The following is a 21745-nucleotide window of genomic DNA, read 5'->3' on the forward strand; positions in this document are numbered from 1 at the left end:
ACGGAACACCAGGTTCCGTACCGCCCCCGCGCGTGCGTCGGACCGGGTGGCCCCGTGGTGCTCAGAGCACCTTCGACAGGAACGACTGGGTCCGCTCGTGCTGCGGGTCGGTCAGCACCTCGCGCGGGTCGCCGGCCTCCACGACCACGCCCCCGTCCATGAAGACCAGCGAGTCGCCGACCTCCCGGGCGAAGCCCATCTCGTGGGTGACGACGATCATCGTCATGCCCTCCTCGGCGAGTTGGCGCATGACGTCCAGCACCTCGCCGACCAGCTCCGGGTCGAGCGCCGAGGTCGGCTCGTCGAAGAGCATCAGCTTCGGGTCCATCGCCAGCGCCCGGGCGATCGCCACGCGCTGCTGCTGGCCGCCGGAGAGCTGGGAGGGGTAGTTGCCCGCCTTGTCGGAGAGCCCCACCCGCTCCAGGAGCTGGCCGGCCCGCTCCCGGGCCGCCGCCTTGGCGACGCCCCGGACCTGGACGGGCGCCTCCATCACGTTCTCCAGCGCCGTCTTGTGCGGGAAGAGGTTGAAGCGCTGGAAGACCATGCCGATGTCCCGGCGCTTCAGGGCGACCTCGGAGTCCTTCAGCTCGTAGAGCCTGTCGCCCTTCTGCCGGTAGCCGACCAGGTCGCCGTCGACGTAGAGCCGCCCGGCGTTGATCTTCTCCAGGTGGTTGATGCAGCGCAGGAAGGTCGACTTGCCGGAGCCCGAGGGGCCGATGAGGCAGAACACCTCGCCGGTGGCGACCTCCAGGTCGATGCCCTTGAGCACCTCGACCTGGCCGAAGGACTTGTGGACGCCCTCGGCCTTCACCATGGCGGTCATCGGGCCACCTCCGAACGGCTGGAGAACTTGGTCAGGTGCGCGCGCACCTTCTGCCAGGGGGTCTGCGGCAGCTGCCGCAGCGAACCGCGGGCGTAGTACCGCTCGACGTAGTACTGGCCGACGCTGAGGACCGAGGTGAGGATCAGGTACCAGGTGGCGGCCAGGAAGAGCGCCTCCACGGTGGCACCGGAGGTCATGCCGATGTCCTGCGCGTGCTTGAACAACTCGTAGTACTGGACGGCCGCCACCAGGGAGGTCGTCTTCAGCATGTTGATGACCTCGTTGCCGGTGGGCGGCACGATCACGCGCATCGCCTGCGGCAGCACGATGCGGCGCAGCGTCCTGCCCTGGCTCATGCCGAGCGCGTGGGCCGCCTCGGACTGGCCCTCGTCGACCGAGAGCAGGCCGGCCCGGCAGATCTCCGCCATGTACGCGGCCTCGTTGAGGCCGAGGCCGAGCAGCGCCGTCAGGAACGGCGTCATGAAGTCCGACCACTCGTCCTTGTAGAACGGGCCGAGGTTCATGTACTCGAAGACGAAGCCGAGGTTGAACCAGACGAAGAGCTGCACCAGGACCGGGGTGCCCCGGAAGAACCAGATGTAGAACCACGCGATCGAGGAGACCACCGGGTTCTTCGACAGCCGCATCACCGCCAGCAGCACACCGCCGACCACGCCGATGACCATCGACAGGAAGGTCAGCACCAGCGTCTCGCGGACGCCGCTGAGGATGCGGTCGTTGAAGAAGTAGTCGGGGATGAAGCCCCAGTTGATGTCGCCCTCGGAGAACGCGTACACGACCGAGCCGAGCGCCGCGAGCGCGATCAGCGCCGAGACGTACCGGCCGTAGTGGCGGACCGGGACGGCCTTGATGGGAGCCGCCGGGGTCGGCGCCGGGCCGGGAGGGGTGGCCTCCCGGCCCTTCTTGTGGATGTCAGCAGACACAGGTGTTGCCTTTCAGCGACGCCGGAGGGGTCACTTGCCGCCGTTGACGACCGCCTCGGTGACCGCGCCGTCCTCGACGCCCCACTTCTTGATGATCTTGTCGTACTCGCCGTTCTCGATGATCGCGTCCAGTGCGGCCTTGAGAGCGTCCCGCAGTTCCGGGTTGGACTTGGAGACCGCGATGCCGTACGGCGCGGCCTCGACCTGCTCGCCGACCAGCTCGAAGTGCTTGCCGCCGCCCGAGGTCTTCACCGCGTACGCGGCGACCGGGAAGTCGGAGGAGCCGGCGTCGGCGCCGCCGGAGCGCAGCCGGGTCTGCGCCTGCTGGTCGTTGTCGAAGGTCTCCATCTTGATCTCGCCCTTCTCGCACTTCTTCGACTCGGCCTTGGCCAGGTCGTGCGAGACGGTGCCGCGCTGGACGACGATCTTCTTGCCGCAGAGGTCCTGCCAGGTCTTGATCCCCTGGTCGTCGCCCTTGGTGGTGTAGATGGAGACACCGGCGGTGAAGTAGTCGAGGAAGTCGACGCCCTCGCCGACCTTCTTGCCCGTGTCGGAGTCCAGGCCCTCCTGGCGGGCCTTCGTGTCGGTCATCGCCGACATCGCGATGTCGTACCGCTTGGAGCGCAGGCCGCCGAGGAGCGTGTCGAAGGTGCCGTTCTCGAACTTCAGCTCCACCCCGAGCTGCTCCCCGAGCGCGGCGGCGAGGTCGACGTCCAGGCCGACGGTCCTGCCATCCTTGTCCTTGAACTCCACCGGCGGGTACGCGATGTCCGAGCCGACCTTGACGACACCGCTGTCCTGGTACTTCTTCGGCAGCTTGTCGGCGAGCGGGGCGGCGGCCTCCTTCTTCTCCCCGGAGCCCTCGGCGCCCGCGGTCTGGTCACCGCAGCCGGTGAGGAGGAGGGCGCCCACGGCCGTGATCGCGCCGGCCGCGGCGAGACGGGAGCGAAGGGGCCGGGGGCGACGCGTGATGCTGGCGGTCATGAGAGGTTCCTCCGACAGGTGAGCGGATGACGAGGGTGGCCGACGGGTCGTTGGCACACACCTTCGGGTGTCGCGACCTCGTGCGATGGGTGGCATCTTGCCATTCGGACCGCGAAGAGCGAGGCGCCGCCCATGTCAAAATCGGATAACGGGTGGTTCGGGGACCCCAACGGCCCTGTTCACCAAGGGCGTCGGTCATGCCGTCGGAGTGCGTTACTTAGGTCACCCATATATCGCACATCTCGCCATGTGGGACAGGGATGTGGCGCCGGGGGAGGTTCCCGGGAAGTCGGACATGTGAGCGGCTGGTATGGCGAATTCGGCTCGGCGCGGACCCGCGCGATCAGGTAGAAAAGACGGTTACACCCCTCATCCGGGGCTCAGGACGCGTGTGCGGCGCGTCCGCGCGTGCGGCCTCCCCGTGTGGAGGCGGGCCCATCCGCCCGGACACGGAGCGCACGCGGTGCCCGCCCACCCCCCATCCAGGGGGTGGACAACAACCCTCGAACGCCCATGACTTAAGGGGTCACCAACGTGGCAGCGGAGATCGTCAATCCTCGCAGCGGCAGCGCGCCGGAACCGGACGGGGAGAACTCTCCCCCCGACTCGTTCGACCCGGCCTTCGCGCTGCATCGTGGCGGCAAGATGGCCGTCCAGGCGACCGTCCCGGTCCGGGACCGGGACGACCTGTCCCTCGCCTACACGCCCGGCGTCGCCAAGGTGTGCAGCGCCATCGCCGAGCGGCCCGAGCTCGTGCACGACTACACCTGGAAGTCCCAGGTCGTCGCCGTCGTCACCGACGGCACCGCGGTCCTCGGCCTCGGCGACATCGGGCCCGAGGCATCCCTCCCCGTGATGGAGGGCAAGGCCATCCTCTTCAAGCAGTTCGGCGGGGTCGACGCGGTCCCGCTCGCGCTGGCCACCACCGACACCGACGAGATCGTCGACACCGTGGTGCGGCTCGCCCCGTCCTTCGGCGGCGTCAACCTGGAGGACATCTCGGCGCCCCGCTGCTTCGAGATCGAGCGCAGGCTCCAGGAGCGGCTGGACATCCCCGTCTTCCACGACGACCAGCACGGCACGGCCGTCGTCACCCTCGCCGCCCTGCGCAACGCGGCCAGGCTGACCGGCCGCGAGCTGGGCGACCTGCGGGCCGTCATCTCCGGCGCCGGGGCCGCCGGGGTGGCCATCGCCAAGTTCCTGCTGGCGGCGGGGATCGGCGACGTCACCGTCACCGACCGCAAGGGCATCGTCAGCCGCGACCGCGGCGACCTCACCGAGGTCAAGCGCGAACTCGCCGGGATCACCAACCGCGCGGGTCTCGCCGGCTCCCTCGACCACGCCCTGGACGGCGCCGACGTCTTCATCGGCGTCTCCGGCGGTACGGTTCCCGAGCCCGCCGTCGCCTCGATGGCACCGGGCGCCTTCGTCTTCGCGATGGCCAACCCGACCCCCGAGGTCCACCCGGACATCGCCCACAAGTACGCGGCGGTCGTCGCCACCGGGCGCAGCGACTTCCCCAACCAGATCAACAACGTCCTCGCCTTCCCGGGGATCTTCGCCGGCGCCCTCCAGGTGCGGGCCTCCCGCATCACCGAGTCGATGAAGATCGCCGCCGCCGAGGCGCTGGCCGGGGTGGTCGGTGACGAACTCTCCGCCGACTACGTCATCCCGTCCCCCTTCGACGAGCGCGTGGCCCCCGCCGTCACCGCCGCCGTCGCCGAAGCCGCCCGCGCCGCCGGAGTGGCCCGCCGCTGACCCCGCCCCCGGCCGTTCCGACGTCGAGCACCACGCCGGAAGCCCCGGGAGCACCCAGCCCCGCCCCGGACGCCCCCCAGGGACCGTCCGGGGCGGGGCTGCCCCGTCCGAGCCCGGCCGGGAGTGTCCTCGATCGCCGACCTGGCTCAACTACCCGGGCCCGGCCGACGATCGAGGCCATCGGCAACGGCGAGTACCGCCCCCCGAGGCCCGGGGGACCAACCGCGCCCCAGCCGACGGGACGCACCAAGGATTCCGGTGCCTCCTGCGCCGACGAGCGGCGGGTCACACCCCGCGGTGGTTCCGTCGCCAGGCCCCCCGCCTTAAGGTCAGGGCATGTTCGCCGCCTACGCCGCCCGCATCGACCGCGACCAGCCCCTCAACGGCCTGGAGTTGGGCGAGCGCCCCGCCCCCGCCGCCCGCCCCGGCTGGACGACGGTCCAGGTCAAGGCGGCCTCGCTCAACCACCACGATCTCTGGTCGCTGCGCGGTGTGGGCCTTTCCGAGGGCAGGCTGCCGATGATCCTCGGCTGCGACGCGGCCGGCGTCGACGAGGACGGCAACGAGGTCGTCCTCCACTCGGTCATCGGGCAGAGCGGCCACGGCGTCGGCCCGCGCGAACAGCGGTCGATCCTCACCGAGAAGTACCAGGGCACCTTCGCCGAACAGGTCGCCGTCCCCACCTGGAACGTCCTGCCCAAGCCGAAGGAGCTCTCCTTCGCCGAGGCCGCCTGCCTCCCCACGGCCTGGCTGACCGCCTACCGGATGCTCTTCACCAACGCCGGCGTGCGCCCCGGCGACTCCGTCCTCGTCCAGGGCGCGGGCGGCGGCGTCGCCACCGCCGCGATCGTCCTCGGCAGCGCCGCCGGGCTCCGCGTGTACGCGGTCAGCCGGGACGAGGCGAAGCGGGGGAGGGCCGTCGAGCTGGGCGCCGTCGAGGCCGTGGAGCCGGGCGCCCGGCTGCCGCACAAGGTCGACGCCGTCATCGAGACGGTCGGCGCCGCCACCTGGTCCCACTCGGTCAAGTCCCTGCGGCCCGGCGGCACCCTGGTCATCAGCGGCGCCACCAGCGGCGACCGGCCCTCCCACGCCGAACTGACCCGTATCTTCTTCCTGGAGCTGAAGGTGGTGGGCTCCACCATGGGCTCCAAGGACGAGCTGGAGGACCTGCTCAGCTTCTGCGCCACCACCGGCGTACGCCCGGTCATCGACCAGGTGTTGCCGCTGGACCGGGCCCGCGACGGGTTCACCCGGCTGGCGGCCGGCGACCAGTTCGGCAAGATCGTGCTCAGCACGGAGTGAGCGGGGAAAGGCGGCACGGATGACCACGCGGCCGACGACGGCGCCGGAACCGACGCCTTCAGCCCCCCTGCCGCAGGCGCCCGGCATCCGGCTCCGGTACTGGGAGCCCTCCGACGCCCGCGCCGTCCTGGGGGCCTTCGCCACCGCCGAGATGGCCCGGCAGAGTGGCCGCCCCGTCACCACGCTCGCCGAGGCCGCCGCCTGGATCACCGACCGTCGTGCGGCCCGGGAGGCAGGCCGGGAGCACTCCTTCGCGGTGCTGGCGCCCGGCGCGGGGGACCACGCCGAGGGGGGCCGTCTGCTCGGCAACGTCACCGTCGGCGCCGTCGACCCCGTCCACCAGACGGGCTGGATCTCCTACTGGACCCTGGCCTCCGCCCGCGGCAGGGGCGTCGCCACCACCGGCCTGTGCGCCCTCGCCGACTGGGCCTTCACCGAAGTGGGCCCCTTCCGCCTGGAACTGGGCCACCGCACGAACAACCCCGCGTCCTGTGCCGTCGCCCGCCGCGCCGGCTTCGCCGTGGAGGGCCTGGAACGAGCGCGCCTCCGCTACGGCGACCGGCGTTACGACGTCGAGCGGCACGCGCGGCTGGCGACGGACGAGGCCGGAGGGGGCTGACCGGGCGGCGGCATTCGACTTCGGCGGAGTCCGACGCGCCGACACCCAGCCCCGGGCGGGTCCTGGTGCCGGGCGGGCCCTGGGGTCTGCCCGGGCGGCCTGTTCGGCCCGGCCCTGGCTGGCACCCCGACGGCGAGGGGGGGGCGAGGTGCCCGGACCGCGTCGGTGCGGCCGGGCCGGACGCCGCTCAGCTCTGCTCGCGGCCCTGCCCGTCTCCGCTCTGCTCCGGCTCCCCGTCCGTCGCCCGGAGGGTCGCCCCGATGTGGGCGGCGGCGGTGGAGAGGTGGCGGCGGGTCTCGCGGAGTTGGTGCTCGGTGACGCCGTGGTCGCGGGCCGCGTCACGGATGTCGTCGCGGAAGCGGTCCAGGAGGCGGTCCAGATCGCGGGCCGGGTCGCCGGAGGAAGGCTCGCTGGACCATGCCGGGACGTAGGTGAAGAGGTCGCTCTCCGGGCCCGGGGCCTCGAAGACCGGTCCCTCGGTGCGCGGAGCGGGGCTCGCCTGCTTCCCGGGACCGGGCTGGCCGGGGGCCTGCTTCTCCGTGCCCCAGCCGAACCGGGCGAATTCCTTGCCCAGTTCGGAGAGTCCTTCGCGGACCCCGGCCGGCCAGTCGCCGCGGGCGAAGTGGTCCTGGACCTGGTCCTGGACGCGCTTGGCCATCCGGCGCATCTCCTCCTGCGCCTGGCTGGCCTGCTCGCGGGCCCGGTCCTGGGCCTCCCGGGCCTGGCTGCGGGCGCGCTCCGCCTCCTTGCGGGCACGGCGGCTCTCGTCCTTGGCGCGGCGGGCCTGCTCCTTCCACTCCTGCTTGGCGCGGCGCAGCTCCTCCTTGGCGAGCTGCCAGGACTCCCGCTCCGTGTCGTCGGGGCCCGGTGCCGCGCCGTCGCGGGTGCGGGAGGCAGCCGCCCGCATCTCGCGGCGCAGGTCGCCCGCGGCGCCCCGGACATCGTCGCGGATCTCCGCCGCCAGCTCGGCGACCGAGTCGCGGATCTCGATCTCCAGGTCGGCCAGCTCGCCCTGGCGGTCGGCCAGTTCGGCGCGGCCCGCGTCGGTGATGGCGTAGACCTTGCGGCCGCCCTCCGTGGTGTGGCGGACCAGGCCCTCGGCCTCCAGTTTGGCCAGGCGCGGGTAGACCGTGCCGGCCGAGGGGGCGTAGAGGCCCTGGAAGCGCTCTTCGAGGAGGCGGATCACCTCGTAGCCGTGGCGGGGGGCCTCGTCGAGGAGCTTGAGGAGGTAGAGGCGCAGGCGGCCGTGGGCGAAAACGGGGGGCATGTCAGAGCACCTTCTTGTCGTTCGGTCCGGCACCGGACGGGGGGCGCCGCAGCAGCGCGATCGAGCCGGAGACGGTGCTCGCCTTCAGGCGCCCGGTGCCCGAGCCCAGTTTGCCGGTGATCTTCTTCATACCGAACTGGCCGGAGACCCGCAGGTCCTCGAAGGCGTGCGAGAGGGAGCCGCTGGTGGTGTTGGCCTCGACGCGGGCGTCCGCCGGGTGCGGGAGGCGGACGGCGATCTCGCCGGAGACGCTGGACAGCTCGATGTCGGCGGGGGAGTCGGCCTGGTCGACGTCGACGATCATGTCGCCGTTGACGGAGTCGGCGCGGAGGGTGGGGCTGGTGCCGTCCACCACCGTGAGGTCGCCGGAGACCGAGGCGACGGTGAGGGGGCCGGTCACGGACTGGGCCTCGACGCGGCCGGTGACGGTGTCCGCCCGCACCGTGCCGGAGAGGCCGACCAGGGTGGTCTCGCCCGAGACGGCCTTGACGTCGGCCGGCCCCGCGACGCTGGAGACGACGGTGTCGGCGCCGACCGCGCGGATCTCCAGCCGGGCGGATTCGGGTACCGCGACGGAGACGACGGCGCGGTGGTCCAGGGTGCGCGGGTCCGGGAGCTTGCCGCGCTCGATGAGGCGGCGCAGCCCCTGCCAGCTGAACTCCTCGTACTCGACGGTGAGGGTGCCACCCTCGCGCCGGACCGTGAGCGGGCGATCGGACAGCTCGGAGACGTCGAGGTGGGTGGTGGGGTCGGGGGAACCCACGACGTTCACCGCGCCGTTGACCACGCGGATGCGCAGGGTCGTCACGGGGTCCTCGAAGGACATCCGGCGCGGGGCGTCCACGGACCAGGTGCCGTCGCCCGCCCCGCCGTCCGCGCCCTGGGGGGATTCGGCTCCCGTTCCGGGCACGGGTGACGAGGTGTGTGGAGACTCGGACATGGTGCTGACCTCCTCGGCCTGGCGCGCGGCGACGCGTCATATCGCATCGCCTGCAACACACGATATATCGCGGCCGGGGGAAGTCAAGGGCTCGGGGAAGGGGGGAAACGGTCGGAGAAGGAGAAGTGGCCGAAAAGGCGCGATGGTCCGCCGTGTCCTAGCGTGAGCAGCATGCCGACGGACGCCGCGCGGAAACTCGAACAGCCCCTGCGGGGTACCGGTGGGCTGCTGCTCTGCCGGGCCGCCCCCGGCGCCGTGGCGCCGGCCGCCGCCCTGCTCAGGTGCCCCATGCTGCTCGCCCCCGCCGGCCGCAGGTGGAGCGTGCTCGTCCCGTCCGACCTGTCCTGGCAGGGTGAGGAGGAGCCGGTCGATCTGGTGCTGAACGGCTGGGCGGCGGCGCTCGCCGTAGGGGCACCCTGGCCGGTTCTCGCCCTCTGGTGGGACGCCGGCCGGGCGGGCTTCAGCCTCGCCTCGGGGGTCCGGCGGCCGGTGGGTTACGTGTGGCTGGCGGACGGCACCCCGGCAGGGGAGGACGAGGCGATGCGTACCTTCGCCGGGCGTCTGGGGCTCGACCCGGTCTTCGCCGTCGAGGCGCTCGACGGGCTGACCCGCCCGGACCCCGAGGCGGACGCGGCCGCGCGGCTGCGGGGCGTCCTCGCGGTGCTGGCCCACGCGGGGCTCGCGCTGCCGACCGGGCTGGTGCCGGTCCGGCCGTCCGACGCGCTGGCCGAGGCGGCGTGGACGGCGCGCGGTGTGCGGCTGGCGGACCGCGCCGGGTGGCGGGAGGTCGTACGGCCCGAGCTGGTCGAGGCCAGTGTGGTCGGGCCGCTGATGCGGGGGCGGCCGGCCCGCCTGCTGGCGGCCGGACACCTGGTGGCGGGGAGCGCCCTCGCGTTCTGGGGGCTCGCGCGGCACAGCGGGGGCCGGGCCGCGGTGGGCGGGCTGCTGGTGGCCCAGGGGGTCGCGGGACTCGCCTACGACTGGTTCAGGGGCGACGGGGAGCGGGTCCCGGTGCCGCCGGACTGAGCGGGCCCGGGCCGGGGGCGGGGACCGGGGCGCTACTCGTCCTCGTCCTCGTCGTCGAGGCGGGCCAGCCAGGTGGCGAGGCGTTCGACGGGAACCTCGAAGTCGGGGTTGAGGTCGACGAAGGTGCGCAGCTGCTCGGCGAGCCACTCGAAGCTGACCTCCTCCTCGCCCCGCCGCTTCTCCAGCTCCTCGATACCGCGGTCGGTGAAGTACATGGGTGCTCCGTCACAGGTCGCAAGGGGTACGGGTGGCCGCCACGGGCCGCCGAACCATGATAGGCGGGCCTCGCGCGGACGGCCGGGGCCTCGCCACCCCCGGCGCCCGGGAGCTACCCTGCACCCCCCACGGACAGGTGCAGCGGAGACGTGGGAGACGAGGGGGACCCCAGCATGACCGCAGAGGAAGTGGCGACCCCGCGCAGGGCGCGCACCGCACGCCCGTGTGCGCCCCGGCGTGAGCGGCGGGTAGACGTCCTGAGCGCCGGGCGGTGCGCCGGATGACCGCCGACGAGGACGGCCGGTCGCGGGTCGCGTACGTCGAACTGCCCGACGGCACGCCGGTCTGGGCCCGGATCTCGCAGGCCGACGAGCTGGAACTGCCGGACGGCGCGCCGCTCTACACCGACGCCGGTTTCGCCGGACGGGCCGGCGAGCGCGTCCAGGCACAGGTCGCCGGGCTCGGCGGGCTGATCACCGGGGTCGCCCGGTCGGTCGCCCAGGGGCTCCGGGCGGTCCGGCCCGACGAGGTCAGTGTGGAGTTCGGGATCGAACTGACCGCCAAAGCGGGCAAGGTCGTCGGGCTGCTCGCCGACGGCGAGGCCAAGGCCGCGCTCACCGTCACGCTGACCTGGCAGAACGGCGGACCGCCGGAACTCACTGGGACGGCCGAGGGGGACGGTGCCGACTCCGCACTCGCGGAGGCCGACGCTCCGGCCGGCCCCGGGCAGAGGGGCGCGCCCGCCGGCGCATCGGGGCAGCCGGGGCACGGGGGGAGCGGCGCCGGAGCCGTTCCGTGACGGCGGAGGTCGACACCGGCGCGAGGGGCGCGGCGGCGGGCGACGAACCGCCCCTGGAACACCTCATCGCGGCGGCCACCGTACGCATCCATGGACGGCGGCCCGGGTATGACCCCAGCGGGCCGGACGACGGCGTCCGGACTTTTCTCGGGAGCGGCTTCTTCGTCGCGCCGAACTGGGTTCTGACCTGTGCCCACGTGGCGCTGGCGGAGGGAGGGGGCCACGTGGACATCGTCCATGAGCCGGAGCCAGGCGGTCCGCCCGCCGTGGTGCCCGGCGAGGTCGCCGTCGCGCTGCCCGAGACCCGGCCCCGCCCGGGCGAGGGCTGGGCCGCGCCCGACCTCGCGCTGATCCGCCTCCAGAAGCCGACCGAGCACGCCTGCGTCCACCTCGCCGAGCAGCCGCTCACCGACTACGGCCGCCCGGCCACCCCCGCCGCGGGCCGCTCCGGGCTCCTGCTCGGCTTCGCCGGGTGGTTCCGCTCCGGACGCCGCCTCAGCCGGTACGACGGCACGGTCACCGTCCTCGGCCGGATCGGCTGGGGCGCCGACGAGGAGCTGCGGCTCGGCGACGACGACCTGCCCGACGGTGTCTCCGGCGGCCCCGTCTTCGACCCGCACCGGGGTGAGGTGGTCGCCCTGGTCAAGTCCCGCCGCACCCGCGAGCAGGGCGGCACGGCCGTCCGCACCGGGCAGCTCCGCCACCTCCCCGTCGCCGCCGGGCCGCCGCCCGCCCCGGCCGATCCCGGCGCGCACACCCGCGCCTACGCCTCCCAGGACGGCGACCCCGGCCACCTCGCGGCACCGGTGGGGCCGCCGCCGGAGCCCGCTTTCGAGACCGGCGACCTCTACCAGGAGGTCCTGCGCGGCCACGACCGCTTCCACCGCGACCGGCTGCGCCACGCCGACCGGGACGGCGCGCCGCCCGCCTGGGCCGACACCCAGTCCGTCCTGGACGGCGCCCGCACCATCCCCTTCGGCCCCCGTGAGCGGACCCGGCTCCTCGGCGCCCTCGGCGAACTCCCGCCGCCCCCGTCCACCGCCGACCTCGCCGCCCTGCTCCGCTCCGTCCCCGGCTGCGCCTCGGCCGCCCGCTCCGTCCCGCCGCCCCGCGCCTGGCGCGACGGACTCGGCGGGCTCTACGAGAGCCACGCCACCGACGAGGGCCGCCGGCTCTCCGTCCTGCGGTACGTGGTCGCCGTGCTGCACGCCCCGCGCACCCGCCACGACCCCGGCACCACCGAGGCCGAGGCCGCCCTGCGCACCTGGCTGCACCGCACCACCGCCACCCTCGACCGGCCGGTGCGCGGTGAGATCACCGCCGAACTGCGCCGCCACGCCGCCGCCCCCGCGCCCCCGCCGCCCCAGGACCCCGCCCAGGGCGCCCGCCACAGCGTCCTGCTCGAACTGACCCGCCGCCCCTGGGAACAGGACAGCTTCGACTGGCGGATCGGCCTGCTCCCCGCCCCCGGTCCGCCCCGCCCCGCCGGAGGACGGCCCGACGGCCACCCCGACCCACCGGACCCCGAACCGCTCCACGACGACCACACCGGCACCCCGCTCGCCGACCTCCCCGACCGCCTCGCCGAACCGCTCGGCCGCGCCTTCGTCCTCGCCGACGAACCCGGCGCCCCCGCCCTGCTCCAGGTCGCCCTGGAGCGCGGCCTGCTCGGCCTGCCCGTCGACACCTGGCCGGCCCGCCCCGGCGGCCCCCCGCTCGGCCGGCTCCGGCCGGTCGTCGTCCGGCCCGCCGAACCGCCGGGCGGAGCCGGTGAGCCGGACCCGGCCGCCGCCGACCGGTACGACCGCTGGCGCTGGACCCACGACGAGGCCCCGCTCGCCCCCGGCGTCCGCGGCAGGGTCCTGGACTGCGACGCGGGAGCGCGGGTACCCGTACCCTCGACGGCCCAACTGCGGTCGCTGGCCCACGCGTCGGTGCCAGTGCTCTGCCACTACCGGGAGCACGGGCACGCCGGCTCCGCCGAGGCGCTCGCCCGGCTCGCCGAAGGCGGCTTCGGGGTCGCGCTGTGGCGCAGAGGGGCGGACGGACCGGAGCGGACGTGCGCCGAGTTCCACCGGCGCGCCGAGGCCGAACTGGCCCGCGCCCGCACCGCCCAGCGGCTCCCGCCCCTGGTCCACGCCCTGCGCGCCGCCCTCGGCGAGGGGCGTACCGACAGCTTCTGGGCCGACGGCGTGGCCCTGCTGTACGACGATCCGCACCAGCCCCTGCCCGGCTCCGACGACCTGTTCACCCCACTCTGAGCAACCGCCTGACGGCCCGGCCCGCGGCTCGCTACCGTGAGCCGCGAACCGGCGCCGACCGGCCGCCCCCTCCGGGCCCGGCCACCCGACCTGTGCGATCCAGCGACGACGAGGACTGCCATGAGCGCAACCGACGAGTCCGGCGAGTGGCTCATCTACCGAGGCGCCGGCGAACCCCACGACGGCATCCTCCGGCTGCCCGACCCGCCGCCCTGGCGGGACTTCCGCCGCCGCGAGGGAACCGGCACCACCGAGACCCGGCGCCTGGGCGCCTACCGCGACCAAGCCGTCTCGCTGCGCCCCGAGGCCGAGGAACTCGAAGTCATCAACGCCGCGCTCTACCTGCGCCGCCCCCTCCTCGTCACCGGCGGCCCCGGCGTCGGCAAGAGCAGCCTCGCCCACTCCGTCGCCGACGAACTCGGCCTCGGCGACGTCCTGCGCTGGCCCGTCGTCAGCCGCTCCACCCTCCAGGACGGCCTGTACCACTACGACGCCATCGCCCGGCTCCAGGACGTGCAGATCGCCGCCCACAGCGGTACCGCCACCGAGCCCGGCGCCCCCGGCTCCGTCGAGTCCATCGGCGACTACCTGCGCCTGGGGCCGCTCGGCACCGCGCTGCTCCCCGGCGAACTGCCCCGCGTGCTGCTCATCGACGAACTCGACAAGAGCGACATCGACCTGCCCAACGACCTCCTGAACGTCCTGGAGGAGGGCGAGTTCGCCATCCCCGAACTCCAGCGGATCGCCGACCGGCTGCCCGACCGGACCGCCCACGTCCTCACCCACGACGGACGGCGCGTCCCCGTGAAGGACGGGCGGGTGCAGTGCACCGCCTTCCCCTTCACCGTCCTGACCAGCAACGAGGAACGCGACTTCCCCGCCCCCCTGATGCGCCGCTGCATCCACCTGGAGCTGGGCCGGCCCGACCACGCCCGGCTCGCCAGCTTCGTCCGCGCCCACCTGGGCCGCGACCGCGAACGCGGCGGAAGCGACCTCATCGTCCGCTTCCTGGAGCGCTCGCGCAGCGAACTCCTCGCCGCCGACCAGCTCCTCAACGCCATCCACCTCACCCAGACCGCCCCCGACCTGGACCGGGACCGCCTCGCCGACCTGCTCATCCAGCGACTCGACCGGCCGAGGTGAGCGAGGATGACCGGAGCCTCGGCCCGACACGGCCCGGACGGCCGTCCTGACCGGCCGCCCGTCCCGCCGCAGCGGCAGGCGCCCAGCGACCCGCTGCCCGACCTGGTGGCCCGGCTGCGCGGCGCCGGACTCGACGTCGACGCCGAACACCTCCTCGACGCCCTCTGGCTCGCCGAACGCACCGGCCGCCCCGCCCCGGCCTGCCCGTCGGCCGCCGGGACGCAGCGCGAGGCCGCCCCCGGCACCACCGCCGAGGACCGCCCCCGCACCGCCGCGCCGCGCACCGGCCGGGCCACGGAGCCGCCCGGCCGTCCGCCGGCCCCGCCCGGCCCCGACACCGGCGAGCCCGCCGAGGCCCGCGTACCCCTGCACACCCGGCCCACCACCATGACCGCCGACGAGGGCCCGGCCACCGGCGCGCTGCCGGTCGGCGTACCCGCCGCCGCGGTGCTCGCCTCGCCGCTCAGGCTCCAGCGCGCCCTGCGCCCGCTCCAGGCGTACCGGACCGGCGCCGCCCCCCGCCGAAAGGTGCTGGACGAGGGCGCCACCGCCGAACTGACCGCCCGCGCCGGGGGGCTGGTGCTCCCCGTCTTCCGGCCGGTCACCCGCCGCGACGCGCTGCTCCAGCTGGTCCTCGACGCCTCCGGCTCCATGCGGGTCTGGCAACGGCTCTTCGACGAACTGCGGGAGGTCTTCGGCGGCCTCGGCGCCTTCCGCGACCTGCACGTCCGCTACCTCCACCCCACCGACGACGGGCGCGCCGCCGTCAGCCGCAGCCCGCGCCGCGAGGGAGCGCCCCTGCACTCCACCGACCGCCTCGCCGACGCCACCGGACGCCGCGTCACCCTCCTGGTCAGCGACTGCGCCGGACCCCTGTGGCACAGCGGCGCCGCCCATCGCACCCTGCACCGCCTCGCCGGCCAGGGCCCCGTCGCCGTCGTCCAGCCACTGCCGCAGCGGCTCTGGCCCCGCACCCGCCTCCAGGTCACCTTCGGCGAACTGCGGCGCGGACAGGGCGTCAGCGGCGCCGGACTGCTCAAGGTCGCCTCCGACGGGCCGCCGCCCCCGCCCGGCGCCCGCCCCGTCCCGGTACTGCCGCCCACCGCCACCGCCCTCGGCTCCTGGGCCCGGCTGCTGTCGGGCACCGGACCCGTCCGCACCCCCGGCGCGATCGGCTGGGTCAGCGCCGCCCAGGAACCGGCCCGGCCCGTCCGCGCCCGCCGCACCCTCACCCCGCTCCAGCTCGTCAGCCGGTTCCGCTCCACCGCCTCGCCCGCCGCCGGCCGCCTCGCCGTCTGCCTGGCCGCCGCCCCCCTCAGCCTCCCCGTCATGCAGCTGGTCCAGCGCACGATGCTGCCCGACTCCGGCCCCGCGGAACTCGCCGAGGTCCTCCTCAGCGGTCTCCTCGTCCGCGCCGACGAGGAGGCCGCCGGTGCCGGCGAGCAGGAGCAGTGGTACGACTTCGTACCCGGCGTGCGCCAGGCGCTGCTCGGGCCGCTGGGCCGCGACGAGGCCATGCTCGTGCTCAAACACTGCTCCGAGTACATCGAGCAGCGCTTCGGCAAGGGCGGCCCCAACTTCCCCGCCCTCGCCTACGCCCAGCTCGGCCGCTCCACCACCACCGGCCCGCCCTCGGCCACCGGGCACTCCGCCCGGCCCGGCCGGACCCCGGGCGCCGAGGCCGGCGAGGAGAGCGCCCCCACCGTCCCGCAGCCCTTCGCCGAGGTCGCCGCCGACGTGCTGGAGCGCTTCATGACCGTCCCCCTGCAGCACACCGGCCCCTCGCCCGCCTCGAACGGCCCGGACCACCCCGCCCTCGCGGCCGCCGCCGCCCTCACCCGGCGCTACGAGCAGGAGGGCATGGTCCAGTACCTGATGGACGCCGTCCAGCTCCTGCGCGGCGCCGCCGAGAACAGCCAGGGCACGCTCCGACCCGCCCTGTGGGCCCGGTACGCCCGCGAGACGCTGCGGCTCTGGCGTGTCCAGGGCGGCAGGGAGCTGCTCACCGCCGCCCGCGAGGCCGCCGAGCGCGCGGGCGCCGACGACGCCACCGGCCGCACCGGGCACCGCGACGTCCTCGCCGCCGCCCTGCACGCCACCGCCGACGACCGGCGCCGCCGCGGCGACCGCCACGAGGCCCTCGACCTGCTGCGCCGCGCCGACCGGGAGTACGCCGTCGCCTGCGCCGCCCCCGACCTCGGCCCCGACCAGGCGCTCCGCCTCACCCTGGAGCGCGTCCGCGCCCTGGAGACCCAGTGGCGGCTGGGCGGCGACAGCTCCCTGCTCCAGGCCGCCGTCGGCATGCTCGAAGCCTTCACCGATATCTGGCCCGACCAGCACCGCCGCCCCCCGGCCCTCGCCCTCGCCCACGGCCGTACCCTGCTGCGCCTGGCCGGTACCGGGTCGCTCGGCGACCAGGGCCGCGCCCACGCCCGGCAGGCCGCCCGCGCCCTGCGGACCGTCGTCGAGCGGGAGGTGGACGCCACCGAGGACGGGGCGCTGGAGCCCGCCGAGCGCGAGGCGGCCCTCCTCGACCTCGCCGACGCCCTGCTGCGCGCCGGGCCCGAGTACCACCAGGAGGCCGCCGACCGCGTCGAGGCGGCCCTCGGCGCCACCCCGCCGCCCGCCGCCCGCCGCCGCTCCGCCCTGCTGACCCGGGCCGGCCGCGTCCACACCGCCCGGTACGAGGAGAGCGGCGACCCGGCCGAACTGGTCCGCGCCGCCGCCCGGTTCGAGGAGGCCGCCCCCGGTATCCCGCGCGATGCCCCCGCCCACGCCGCGCTGCTCGCGGAGTGGGGCGAGGCGCTGCTGCGGCGCGCCCTGCTCGGTGACGGCACCCGGGCGGAGCGGCTGGACCGGGTGGTGGCGGCGGTCCGGGTGCTGCGCGGCTGCCGCGCCGAGACCCCGCGTGGCGACCGGGCCTTCGCCCACCGCCTGGTGCTGCTGGGGCGCGGCCTGATGACCCGCCACCGGCTCACCGGCGACCGGGTCGACCTGCGCGAGGGCGAGCACCTGCTGGGCCTGGCCGCGCAGGAGGCGGCCGGGCCGCTGGAGCGCGCGCGCTGCCTGCTGGAGGTGGGCCAGGCCCGGTTCGAGGCGGCCCAGACCCTCGGCAGGCCGGCCCGGCTGGACGAGGCCGCGGACGCCTTCCGGGCGGCGGCCGACGCCGCCCGGCGCGCCCGCGAGGAGGCGGATTCCGAACGGGCTCTCGCGGAATCCGTGACGCTGGACGCTCAGGCGGAGCACTGGCGGGGTATGACCTATGAGACCGCGGGGCGTCCGCGCGCGGCGCGAGAGGCGTACGGGGCCGCCCACCGGGCCTGGGGCCAACTCCCGCCCGGTACACGCCCCACCGTCGAGCCGACACCCCGGCAGACGGCGCAACGCCTGGCCGAACTCGCCTGAGCGGGACCGGCCGCACCCGGGAAAGGAAGGACTCCGCCATGTCCGACTCCGTCCACCAGATTCCGCCCGCCCGGCCGCCCGCACTGGAGGGGGCAGCCGTCCTGCCCGACCTGCTCGACCTCGACCTGGAGTCGCTGCGGACGCTGGACCACCCCGTCCTCACCGAACTCCTCGACGACCTCCGGGACCGGACCTCGGCCCCGGGCGAGACGGTCTGGACCTTCGACAACTCCTTCTGACAACCGAGGGTGTCCGAGAATCCCCCACGGCGCCCGGACGGACCCGACGCGACGGCTACGCCCGCGGCCCGGAGGGCCCTCCCCGGCTCGCCCCTGGCCCCCCTGCGCCAGGTCGCCCTCGCGGCGAGGCCGAAGGGGGCCCGGCGGTCGCCGGGCCTGCTGATCCGCCGGATCGGGAGTGGGCCCGCCTTGCCCCGTACCTGCCGAAGAACGGGGCAAGCCGGTCGATGACCGGTCCAGGGCCGCTGCCGTGCCCCACGCCGGACCACGTCTGCGGCGACAAGGGCGTACCGCTCCCGCCCCAGGGGAGCGTAGGTCCCCCACAGCACGGTGGCCCTCGCCGGACAGCCCTCAGGGGGCGGTGAGTTCGACGACCACGTCGTACACCCCGGGGTTCGGCGTGATCGGCTGTCCGGTCTCCTCCCGTGCCGCCCGCGTGCGCGACGCGAAGTCGGGGTCGGCGGTGGCGGCCTCCCACGCTTCCTGGCTCTCCCAGTGCGAGACGTTGACCAGCTGGAAGCGGGAGCCGGCGGAACGGGCCCTGTGCATCCGGGAGTCGATGAAGCCAGGCTTGTCCCGCATGAGCCTCGCCCGCTGCTCCCACTTCACGACGAACTCGTCGAGCTGGTCGGCGTCGATCTCGAAGACGTTGATGAAGGTGACGGTCGAGTCCGCTGAGCCGGGGACCTCGTCACGCAGGGTTCCTGTGGTCATTTCGGCAGCCTAACGGCCCACCCCCGACCGGGCTTCGGCCGTACCTGATGAACCACGGGGCACGCCGCCGGTGGCCGTGAACGGCCGGTTCACGTGCCCGCACCCCGATCACGCGCCTGCCCGAGGAGTGCCGCGCACGGGCAGCACGCCAGAGTGCGCTCCGACGTCGTACGGGGAGGCGGCGAACGCGTCGGCAGGGCCGCCCCCCGGTGGGAATCCGCGGGTTCTCCGGGCAAGGGGCCTCCTGCCGTGGTCGGTGCCGTGGGGAGCGAGGCCGTTTCGGCAAGCGTCGCCGCCCAAGGCGGTCCCACCGGGCGAAGCCGGTGCCGCCGGTGCGGGCACCCGGCAGCTCCGCCCCTCGCTTTCAGCCACCTTTCCCCGTCCCGGCCGAGCCAACAGGACAGCCGGGGCACGGCCGGTTTCGCCGCGGCGCCCGGGCGGGCACCATCCAGGTCGGGCCGGCCGGAGGGGCGCGGGGAGACGGCCCGTGCCCGGGGAAGGGGCGGGCGGACGACACGGGGGTGCCTATGCCACGACCAGTGTGGCCGCCGCGCCCGCCCACCGGAGGCGACGGGCCCGCCCACCCCTTCCGCCAGTTCATCGTCAAGGTCCACGGCCGGTGCAACCTGGCCTGCCGCTACTGCTACCTCTACGAGGGTCCCGACACGGGCTGGCGCGACCGCCCGGCCGTCGCCTCCGACGCGGTGCTCGCGCTGACCGCCGACCGGATCGCCGAGCACGCCGCCGCCCACCGCCTGCCCGCCGTCTCCGTCGTGCTGCACGGCGGGGAACCCCTGCTGGCCGGCACCGACCGGCTCGCCGCCTTCGCCGGGCTGGTCCGCCGCCGCGTCCCGGACGGCACCCGGGTGCGGGTCGCCCTCCAGACCAACGCCACCCTGCTCACCGAGGCCCGCGTCCGTGACCTGGCCCGGGCCCGCATCGCCGTCGGCGTCAGCCTCGACGGCGGTCGCGCCCACCACAACACCGCCCGCGTCGACCACGCCGGACGCCCCTCCTGGCCCGCCGCCGTCCGGGGCACCCGGCTCCTCGCCGAGCGGGCGCCCGAGGCGTACGCGGGCATCCTGGTCGTCGTCGACCTGGCGCTCGACCCGGCCGACGTCTACACCTCGCTGCTCCGGCTGCGGCCGCCCGCCGTCCACCTGCTGCTGCCGCACGGCAACTGGAGCGCCCCGCCTCCCGGCCTCCACCCGCCGCCGGGCCCGCCGGCCCGGGCCCGGGCCGGCGGGCCCGCCCCGTACGGCGACTGGCTCGCGGCCGTCTTCGACCTCTGGTGGGCCGCCGGGCGCCGACAGACCCGGGTACGGCTCTTCGAGGACGCGGTGGCCGCCCTGCTCGGCCTGCCGGCCGGCGCCGAGTCGCTCGGTCTGGACCCGTTCACCGCCGTCGTCATCGAGACCGACGGTTCCCTCGAACAGGTCGACTCGCTCAAATCGGCCTACCCCGGCGCCGCCGCCACCGGCCTCACCCTCGCGGAGAACCCCTTCGACGACGCCCTCGCCCACCCCGGCGTCGCCGCCCGCCAGTCGGGCCCCGCCGCCCTCGCCGCCGACTGCCGCGCCTGCCCCCTCCTGCACGCCTGCGGCGGCGGACACTACGCCCACCGCCACCGCGCCGGAAGCGGCTTCGGCCACCCCAGCGTCTACTGCGCCGACCAGCAGCGGTTCCTCCACCACGTGGCCGCCGCCCTGGCCCGCGCCACCGGCACCGGACCGGCCCCTGACCCCACCGGGGCCGGGGAAGGAGGAACGCGGTGACCCCGCCGATCCCCCACCACGTCCTGTACGAACTGGGGTGCACCGAAGGCTCCCCGGCCACCCTGGGGCTCCTCGCCCGCGACCAGGACCGGCGCAGGCTCCTGCTGCTGCGCGCGGTCCTGGACGCCGCCGACGCGGCCGGCGCCGACCGCTGCCCACCCGCCGCCCGGCACGCCCTCGCCGAGAGCTGGGCCCTGCTGGAGGCCGCCGAACGCACCGCGCCCGACCGGGGCGCCACCGTTCGCTCCCTGCTCCTCGCCCCCCTCGTGGGCCCCTGGGCCGAACGCGCCCTCGCCCTGCTCACCGGCGCCGACCAGCCCGACCCGGCCGCCACCGCCCAGGTCCTCGGCCACCTCGCCCCGCTCGCCGCCGCGGCGGCCGTCCGGGCCGGACTGCCGTTCCGCCTGCGGCTCACCGCCACCGGCGGCGCCCTCGCCCTGCCCACCCTCGGCGCCCTGCGCACCGGCCCCGGCACCGTCCCGGTCGACGCCCACCACGGCGGCGGCCGGCTCGTCCTGCGCGCCGACGGCCCGCGGACCGTCACCGTCCGCCCGCAGCGCGGCTACGGGGCCTGGGCGGCATCCCCCGCCTGGCGCGCCGCGCACGCCCTGCCGCCGCTCGTCCCCGGCGGCCACCCCGTACCGCTGGACGACCTCGACCCGTACCGCGTACCGCACCGTCCGGGCCGGCCCGGGTTCACCGGCGGCACCGACCTCGACGACCTGGCCCGCAAACGCTGGGGCGCGGCCTGGTCCGCGACCGCCGCGGCGCTCGCCCACGGTGGCCCGCACCGGGTCGCCGAGGCCGCGACCCTGCCGCGCTGCCTCGTCCCGCTGGCCCCGAGGGGCGGCGGCGCGGTGGGCGAGCCGCCGCCGGGCGGTCGCAGCGGGACGCGGCGGGAAGCCTTCGGCGCGGTACTGAGCAGCGAACCGCCCGACGCGGCCGGGTTCGCCGAGACCCTCGTCCACGAGACGCAGCACCTCAAACTCGCCGCGCTCGCCGCCCTCAGCCCGCTCCACCACGCCGACCCCGCCCCCCGCCACTTCGCGCCCTGGCGGCCCGACCCGCGCCCCTTCGACGGGCTCTGGCACGGCGTCTACAGCCACCTCGCCCTCGCCGACTGGTGGCTGCACCGCGCCCGCGCCCTCCCGCCGGGCCCGGGCCGCGAGCGGGCCTGGGCCGAGCACGCCCGCCGCCGGGAGCAGGTCGGCGCCGCCCTGCCGGTCCTCGTCGGCTCCGACGCGCTGACGCCCGTCGGACGCACCGTCGCCGAGGGCATGGTGACGGTCTACACCCGGCTCACCCACGCCGAGGTGCCCGCCGGTCACCTGGCCCGGGCCGTCGCCTACGTCGCCACCACCCGGGCGCTCTGGCTCCAGCGCAACGGCGGAACGCGTCCTTCCTGAACCTCTTCCGCGAATCACCCGCGCGGAGCCGTGAACACTGCTCCAATTGTGGGAAGTCGAACGGATGACGTCCGGCCCGCCCGGCCGGTCACCGCACCGCGCGAGCGCCCTGACCGGACCCGCC

18 protein-coding genes are annotated in these 21745 nt (G+C 75.4%); 11 read left to right on the top strand and 7 right to left on the bottom strand.

What is annotated here, in order from left to right:
• Nucleotides 1-61: 61 nt before the first annotated feature.
• The 3 genes from ACSLIC_RS18855 to ACSLIC_RS18865 are packed head-to-tail and all read right to left on the bottom strand — an operon-like array spanning nt 62 to nt 2751.
• Nucleotides 62-823 carry an amino acid ABC transporter ATP-binding protein gene (locus tag ACSLIC_RS18855; protein WP_436738879.1) on the bottom strand — a complete coding sequence of 254 codons (762 nt, stop codon included), beginning with the start codon at nt 821-823 and terminating at the stop codon, nt 62-64.
• Nucleotides 820-1767 carry an amino acid ABC transporter permease gene (locus ACSLIC_RS18860; RefSeq protein WP_436738880.1) on the bottom strand — a complete coding sequence of 316 codons (948 nt, stop codon included), beginning with the start codon at nt 1765-1767 and terminating at the stop codon, nt 820-822. The genes ACSLIC_RS18855 and ACSLIC_RS18860 overlap by 4 nt, the downstream gene beginning before the upstream one ends.
• A gap of 30 nt (nt 1768-1797) precedes the next feature.
• A complete protein-coding gene (locus tag ACSLIC_RS18865) occupies nt 1798-2751 on the bottom strand; it encodes an ABC transporter substrate-binding protein (protein ID WP_436738881.1) in 954 nt (317 codons plus the stop codon).
• A 534-nt stretch (nt 2752-3285) separates the two neighbouring features.
• Here ACSLIC_RS18865 and ACSLIC_RS18870 point away from each other — a divergent pair.
• The 3 genes from ACSLIC_RS18870 to ACSLIC_RS18880 all read left to right on the top strand — a co-directional run bounded on the left by ACSLIC_RS18870 (nt 3286) and on the right by ACSLIC_RS18880 (nt 6430).
• Nucleotides 3286-4509: an NAD(P)-dependent malic enzyme gene (locus tag ACSLIC_RS18870; protein ID WP_436738882.1), complete on the top strand. Its 1224-nt coding sequence runs from the start codon at nt 3286-3288 to the stop codon at nt 4507-4509.
• Nucleotides 4510-4845: 336 nt separating this feature from the next.
• Nucleotides 4846-5811 carry a zinc-binding dehydrogenase gene (locus ACSLIC_RS18875; protein ID WP_436738883.1) on the top strand — a complete coding sequence of 322 codons (966 nt, stop codon included), beginning with the start codon at nt 4846-4848 and terminating at the stop codon, nt 5809-5811.
• A 19-nt stretch (nt 5812-5830) separates the two neighbouring features.
• Nucleotides 5831-6430, top strand: a complete 600-nt coding sequence (locus ACSLIC_RS18880; RefSeq protein WP_436738884.1) for a GNAT family N-acetyltransferase — start codon at nt 5831-5833, stop codon at nt 6428-6430.
• Between the two features lie 187 nt (nt 6431-6617).
• On the opposite strand, the gene ACSLIC_RS18885 is transcribed toward ACSLIC_RS18880, so the two are convergent.
• Together ACSLIC_RS18885 and ACSLIC_RS18890 are read right to left on the bottom strand one after the other, a co-directional pair.
• On the bottom strand, nt 6618-7697 hold the full coding sequence (locus ACSLIC_RS18885) for a helix-turn-helix transcriptional regulator (RefSeq protein WP_436738885.1): 1080 nt from the start codon (nt 7695-7697) through the stop codon (nt 6618-6620).
• Between the two features lies 1 nt (nt 7698).
• Nucleotides 7699-8637, bottom strand: coding sequence for a DUF4097 family beta strand repeat-containing protein (locus ACSLIC_RS18890; RefSeq protein ID WP_436738886.1), 939 nt, complete (start codon nt 8635-8637; stop codon nt 7699-7701).
• Between the two features lie 171 nt (nt 8638-8808).
• On the opposite strand from ACSLIC_RS18890, the gene ACSLIC_RS18895 reads away from it, so the two are divergent.
• Entirely contained in the window at nt 8809-9663 is an 855-nt protein-coding gene (locus ACSLIC_RS18895) for a hypothetical protein (protein WP_436738887.1), read from the top strand.
• Nucleotides 9664-9695: 32 nt separating this feature from the next.
• On the opposite strand, the gene ACSLIC_RS18900 is transcribed toward ACSLIC_RS18895, so the two are convergent.
• Nucleotides 9696-9878 (bottom strand): DUF6104 family protein, encoded by a 183-nt coding sequence (locus ACSLIC_RS18900; protein WP_037695221.1) that lies wholly within the window; start codon nt 9876-9878, stop codon nt 9696-9698.
• A gap of 281 nt (nt 9879-10159) precedes the next feature.
• On the opposite strand from ACSLIC_RS18900, the gene ACSLIC_RS18905 reads away from it, so the two are divergent.
• From ACSLIC_RS18905 to fxsA, 5 genes are all read left to right on the top strand, one after another.
• Entirely contained in the window at nt 10160-10678 is a 519-nt protein-coding gene (locus ACSLIC_RS18905; RefSeq protein ID WP_436738888.1) for a CU044_2847 family protein, read from the top strand.
• A complete protein-coding gene (locus ACSLIC_RS18910) occupies nt 10675-12939 on the top strand; it encodes a trypsin-like peptidase domain-containing protein (RefSeq protein WP_436738889.1) in 2265 nt (754 codons plus the stop codon). The genes ACSLIC_RS18905 and ACSLIC_RS18910 overlap by 4 nt, the downstream gene beginning before the upstream one ends.
• 120 nt (nt 12940-13059) lie before the next feature.
• The gene (locus ACSLIC_RS18915; RefSeq protein WP_436738890.1) at nt 13060-14082 is read left to right on the top strand and encodes an AAA family ATPase; all 1023 of its coding nucleotides are present in this window, start codon (nt 13060-13062) and stop codon (nt 14080-14082) included.
• Between the two features lie 6 nt (nt 14083-14088).
• Entirely contained in the window at nt 14089-17487 is a 3399-nt protein-coding gene (locus ACSLIC_RS18920) for an SAV_2336 N-terminal domain-related protein (protein ID WP_436738891.1), read from the top strand.
• Between the two features lie 38 nt (nt 17488-17525).
• A complete protein-coding gene (gene fxsA, locus ACSLIC_RS18925) occupies nt 17526-17726 on the top strand; it encodes an FxSxx-COOH cyclophane-containing RiPP peptide (protein ID WP_436738892.1) in 201 nt (66 codons plus the stop codon).
• Between the two features lie 351 nt (nt 17727-18077).
• Here the strand turns inward: fxsA and ACSLIC_RS18930 are convergent, their stop codons facing one another.
• Complete coding sequence (locus tag ACSLIC_RS18930; protein WP_436738893.1) at nt 18078-18440, bottom strand: antibiotic biosynthesis monooxygenase family protein; 363 nt, start codon at nt 18438-18440, stop codon at nt 18078-18080.
• A gap of 527 nt (nt 18441-18967) precedes the next feature.
• Between ACSLIC_RS18930 and ACSLIC_RS18935 the strand changes: the two genes are divergently transcribed.
• Nucleotides 18968-20215, top strand: coding sequence for an FxsB family cyclophane-forming radical SAM/SPASM peptide maturase (locus ACSLIC_RS18935; RefSeq protein ID WP_436738894.1), 1248 nt, complete (start codon nt 18968-18970; stop codon nt 20213-20215).
• The gene (locus ACSLIC_RS18940; protein WP_436738895.1) at nt 20212-21621 is read left to right on the top strand and encodes an aKG-HExxH-type peptide beta-hydroxylase; all 1410 of its coding nucleotides are present in this window, start codon (nt 20212-20214) and stop codon (nt 21619-21621) included. The genes ACSLIC_RS18935 and ACSLIC_RS18940 overlap by 4 nt, the downstream gene beginning before the upstream one ends.
• Nucleotides 21622-21745 lie beyond the last annotated feature (124 nt).

Source organism: Streptomyces sp. BBFR102 (assembly GCF_051397025.1).
In the GTDB taxonomy this organism is placed as follows: Bacteria; Actinomycetota; Actinomycetes; order Streptomycetales; family Streptomycetaceae; genus Streptomyces.

Coding starts and splice junctions, on each gene's coding strand:
- ACSLIC_RS18855 (WP_436738879.1), bottom strand. CDS start 823: ATGACCGCCATGGTGAAGGCCGAGGGCGTCCACAAGTCCTTCGGCCAG.
- ACSLIC_RS18865 (WP_436738881.1), bottom strand. CDS start 2,751: ATGACCGCCAGCATCACGCGTCGCCCCCGGCCCCTTCGCTCCCGTCTC.
- ACSLIC_RS18875 (WP_436738883.1), top strand. CDS start 4,846: ATGTTCGCCGCCTACGCCGCCCGCATCGACCGCGACCAGCCCCTCAAC.
- ACSLIC_RS18880 (WP_436738884.1), top strand. CDS start 5,831: ATGACCACGCGGCCGACGACGGCGCCGGAACCGACGCCTTCAGCCCCC.
- ACSLIC_RS18885 (WP_436738885.1), bottom strand. CDS start 7,697: ATGCCCCCCGTTTTCGCCCACGGCCGCCTGCGCCTCTACCTCCTCAAG.
- ACSLIC_RS18890 (WP_436738886.1), bottom strand. CDS start 8,637: ATGTCCGAGTCTCCACACACCTCGTCACCCGTGCCCGGAACGGGAGCC.
- ACSLIC_RS18895 (WP_436738887.1), top strand. CDS start 8,809: ATGCCGACGGACGCCGCGCGGAAACTCGAACAGCCCCTGCGGGGTACC.
- ACSLIC_RS18900 (WP_037695221.1), bottom strand. CDS start 9,878: ATGTACTTCACCGACCGCGGTATCGAGGAGCTGGAGAAGCGGCGGGGC.
- ACSLIC_RS18905 (WP_436738888.1), top strand. CDS start 10,160: ATGACCGCCGACGAGGACGGCCGGTCGCGGGTCGCGTACGTCGAACTG.
- ACSLIC_RS18915 (WP_436738890.1), top strand. CDS start 13,060: ATGAGCGCAACCGACGAGTCCGGCGAGTGGCTCATCTACCGAGGCGCC.
- ACSLIC_RS18920 (WP_436738891.1), top strand. CDS start 14,089: ATGACCGGAGCCTCGGCCCGACACGGCCCGGACGGCCGTCCTGACCGG.
- fxsA (WP_436738892.1), top strand. CDS start 17,526: ATGTCCGACTCCGTCCACCAGATTCCGCCCGCCCGGCCGCCCGCACTG.
- ACSLIC_RS18930 (WP_436738893.1), bottom strand. CDS start 18,440: ATGACCACAGGAACCCTGCGTGACGAGGTCCCCGGCTCAGCGGACTCG.
- ACSLIC_RS18935 (WP_436738894.1), top strand. CDS start 18,968: ATGCCACGACCAGTGTGGCCGCCGCGCCCGCCCACCGGAGGCGACGGG.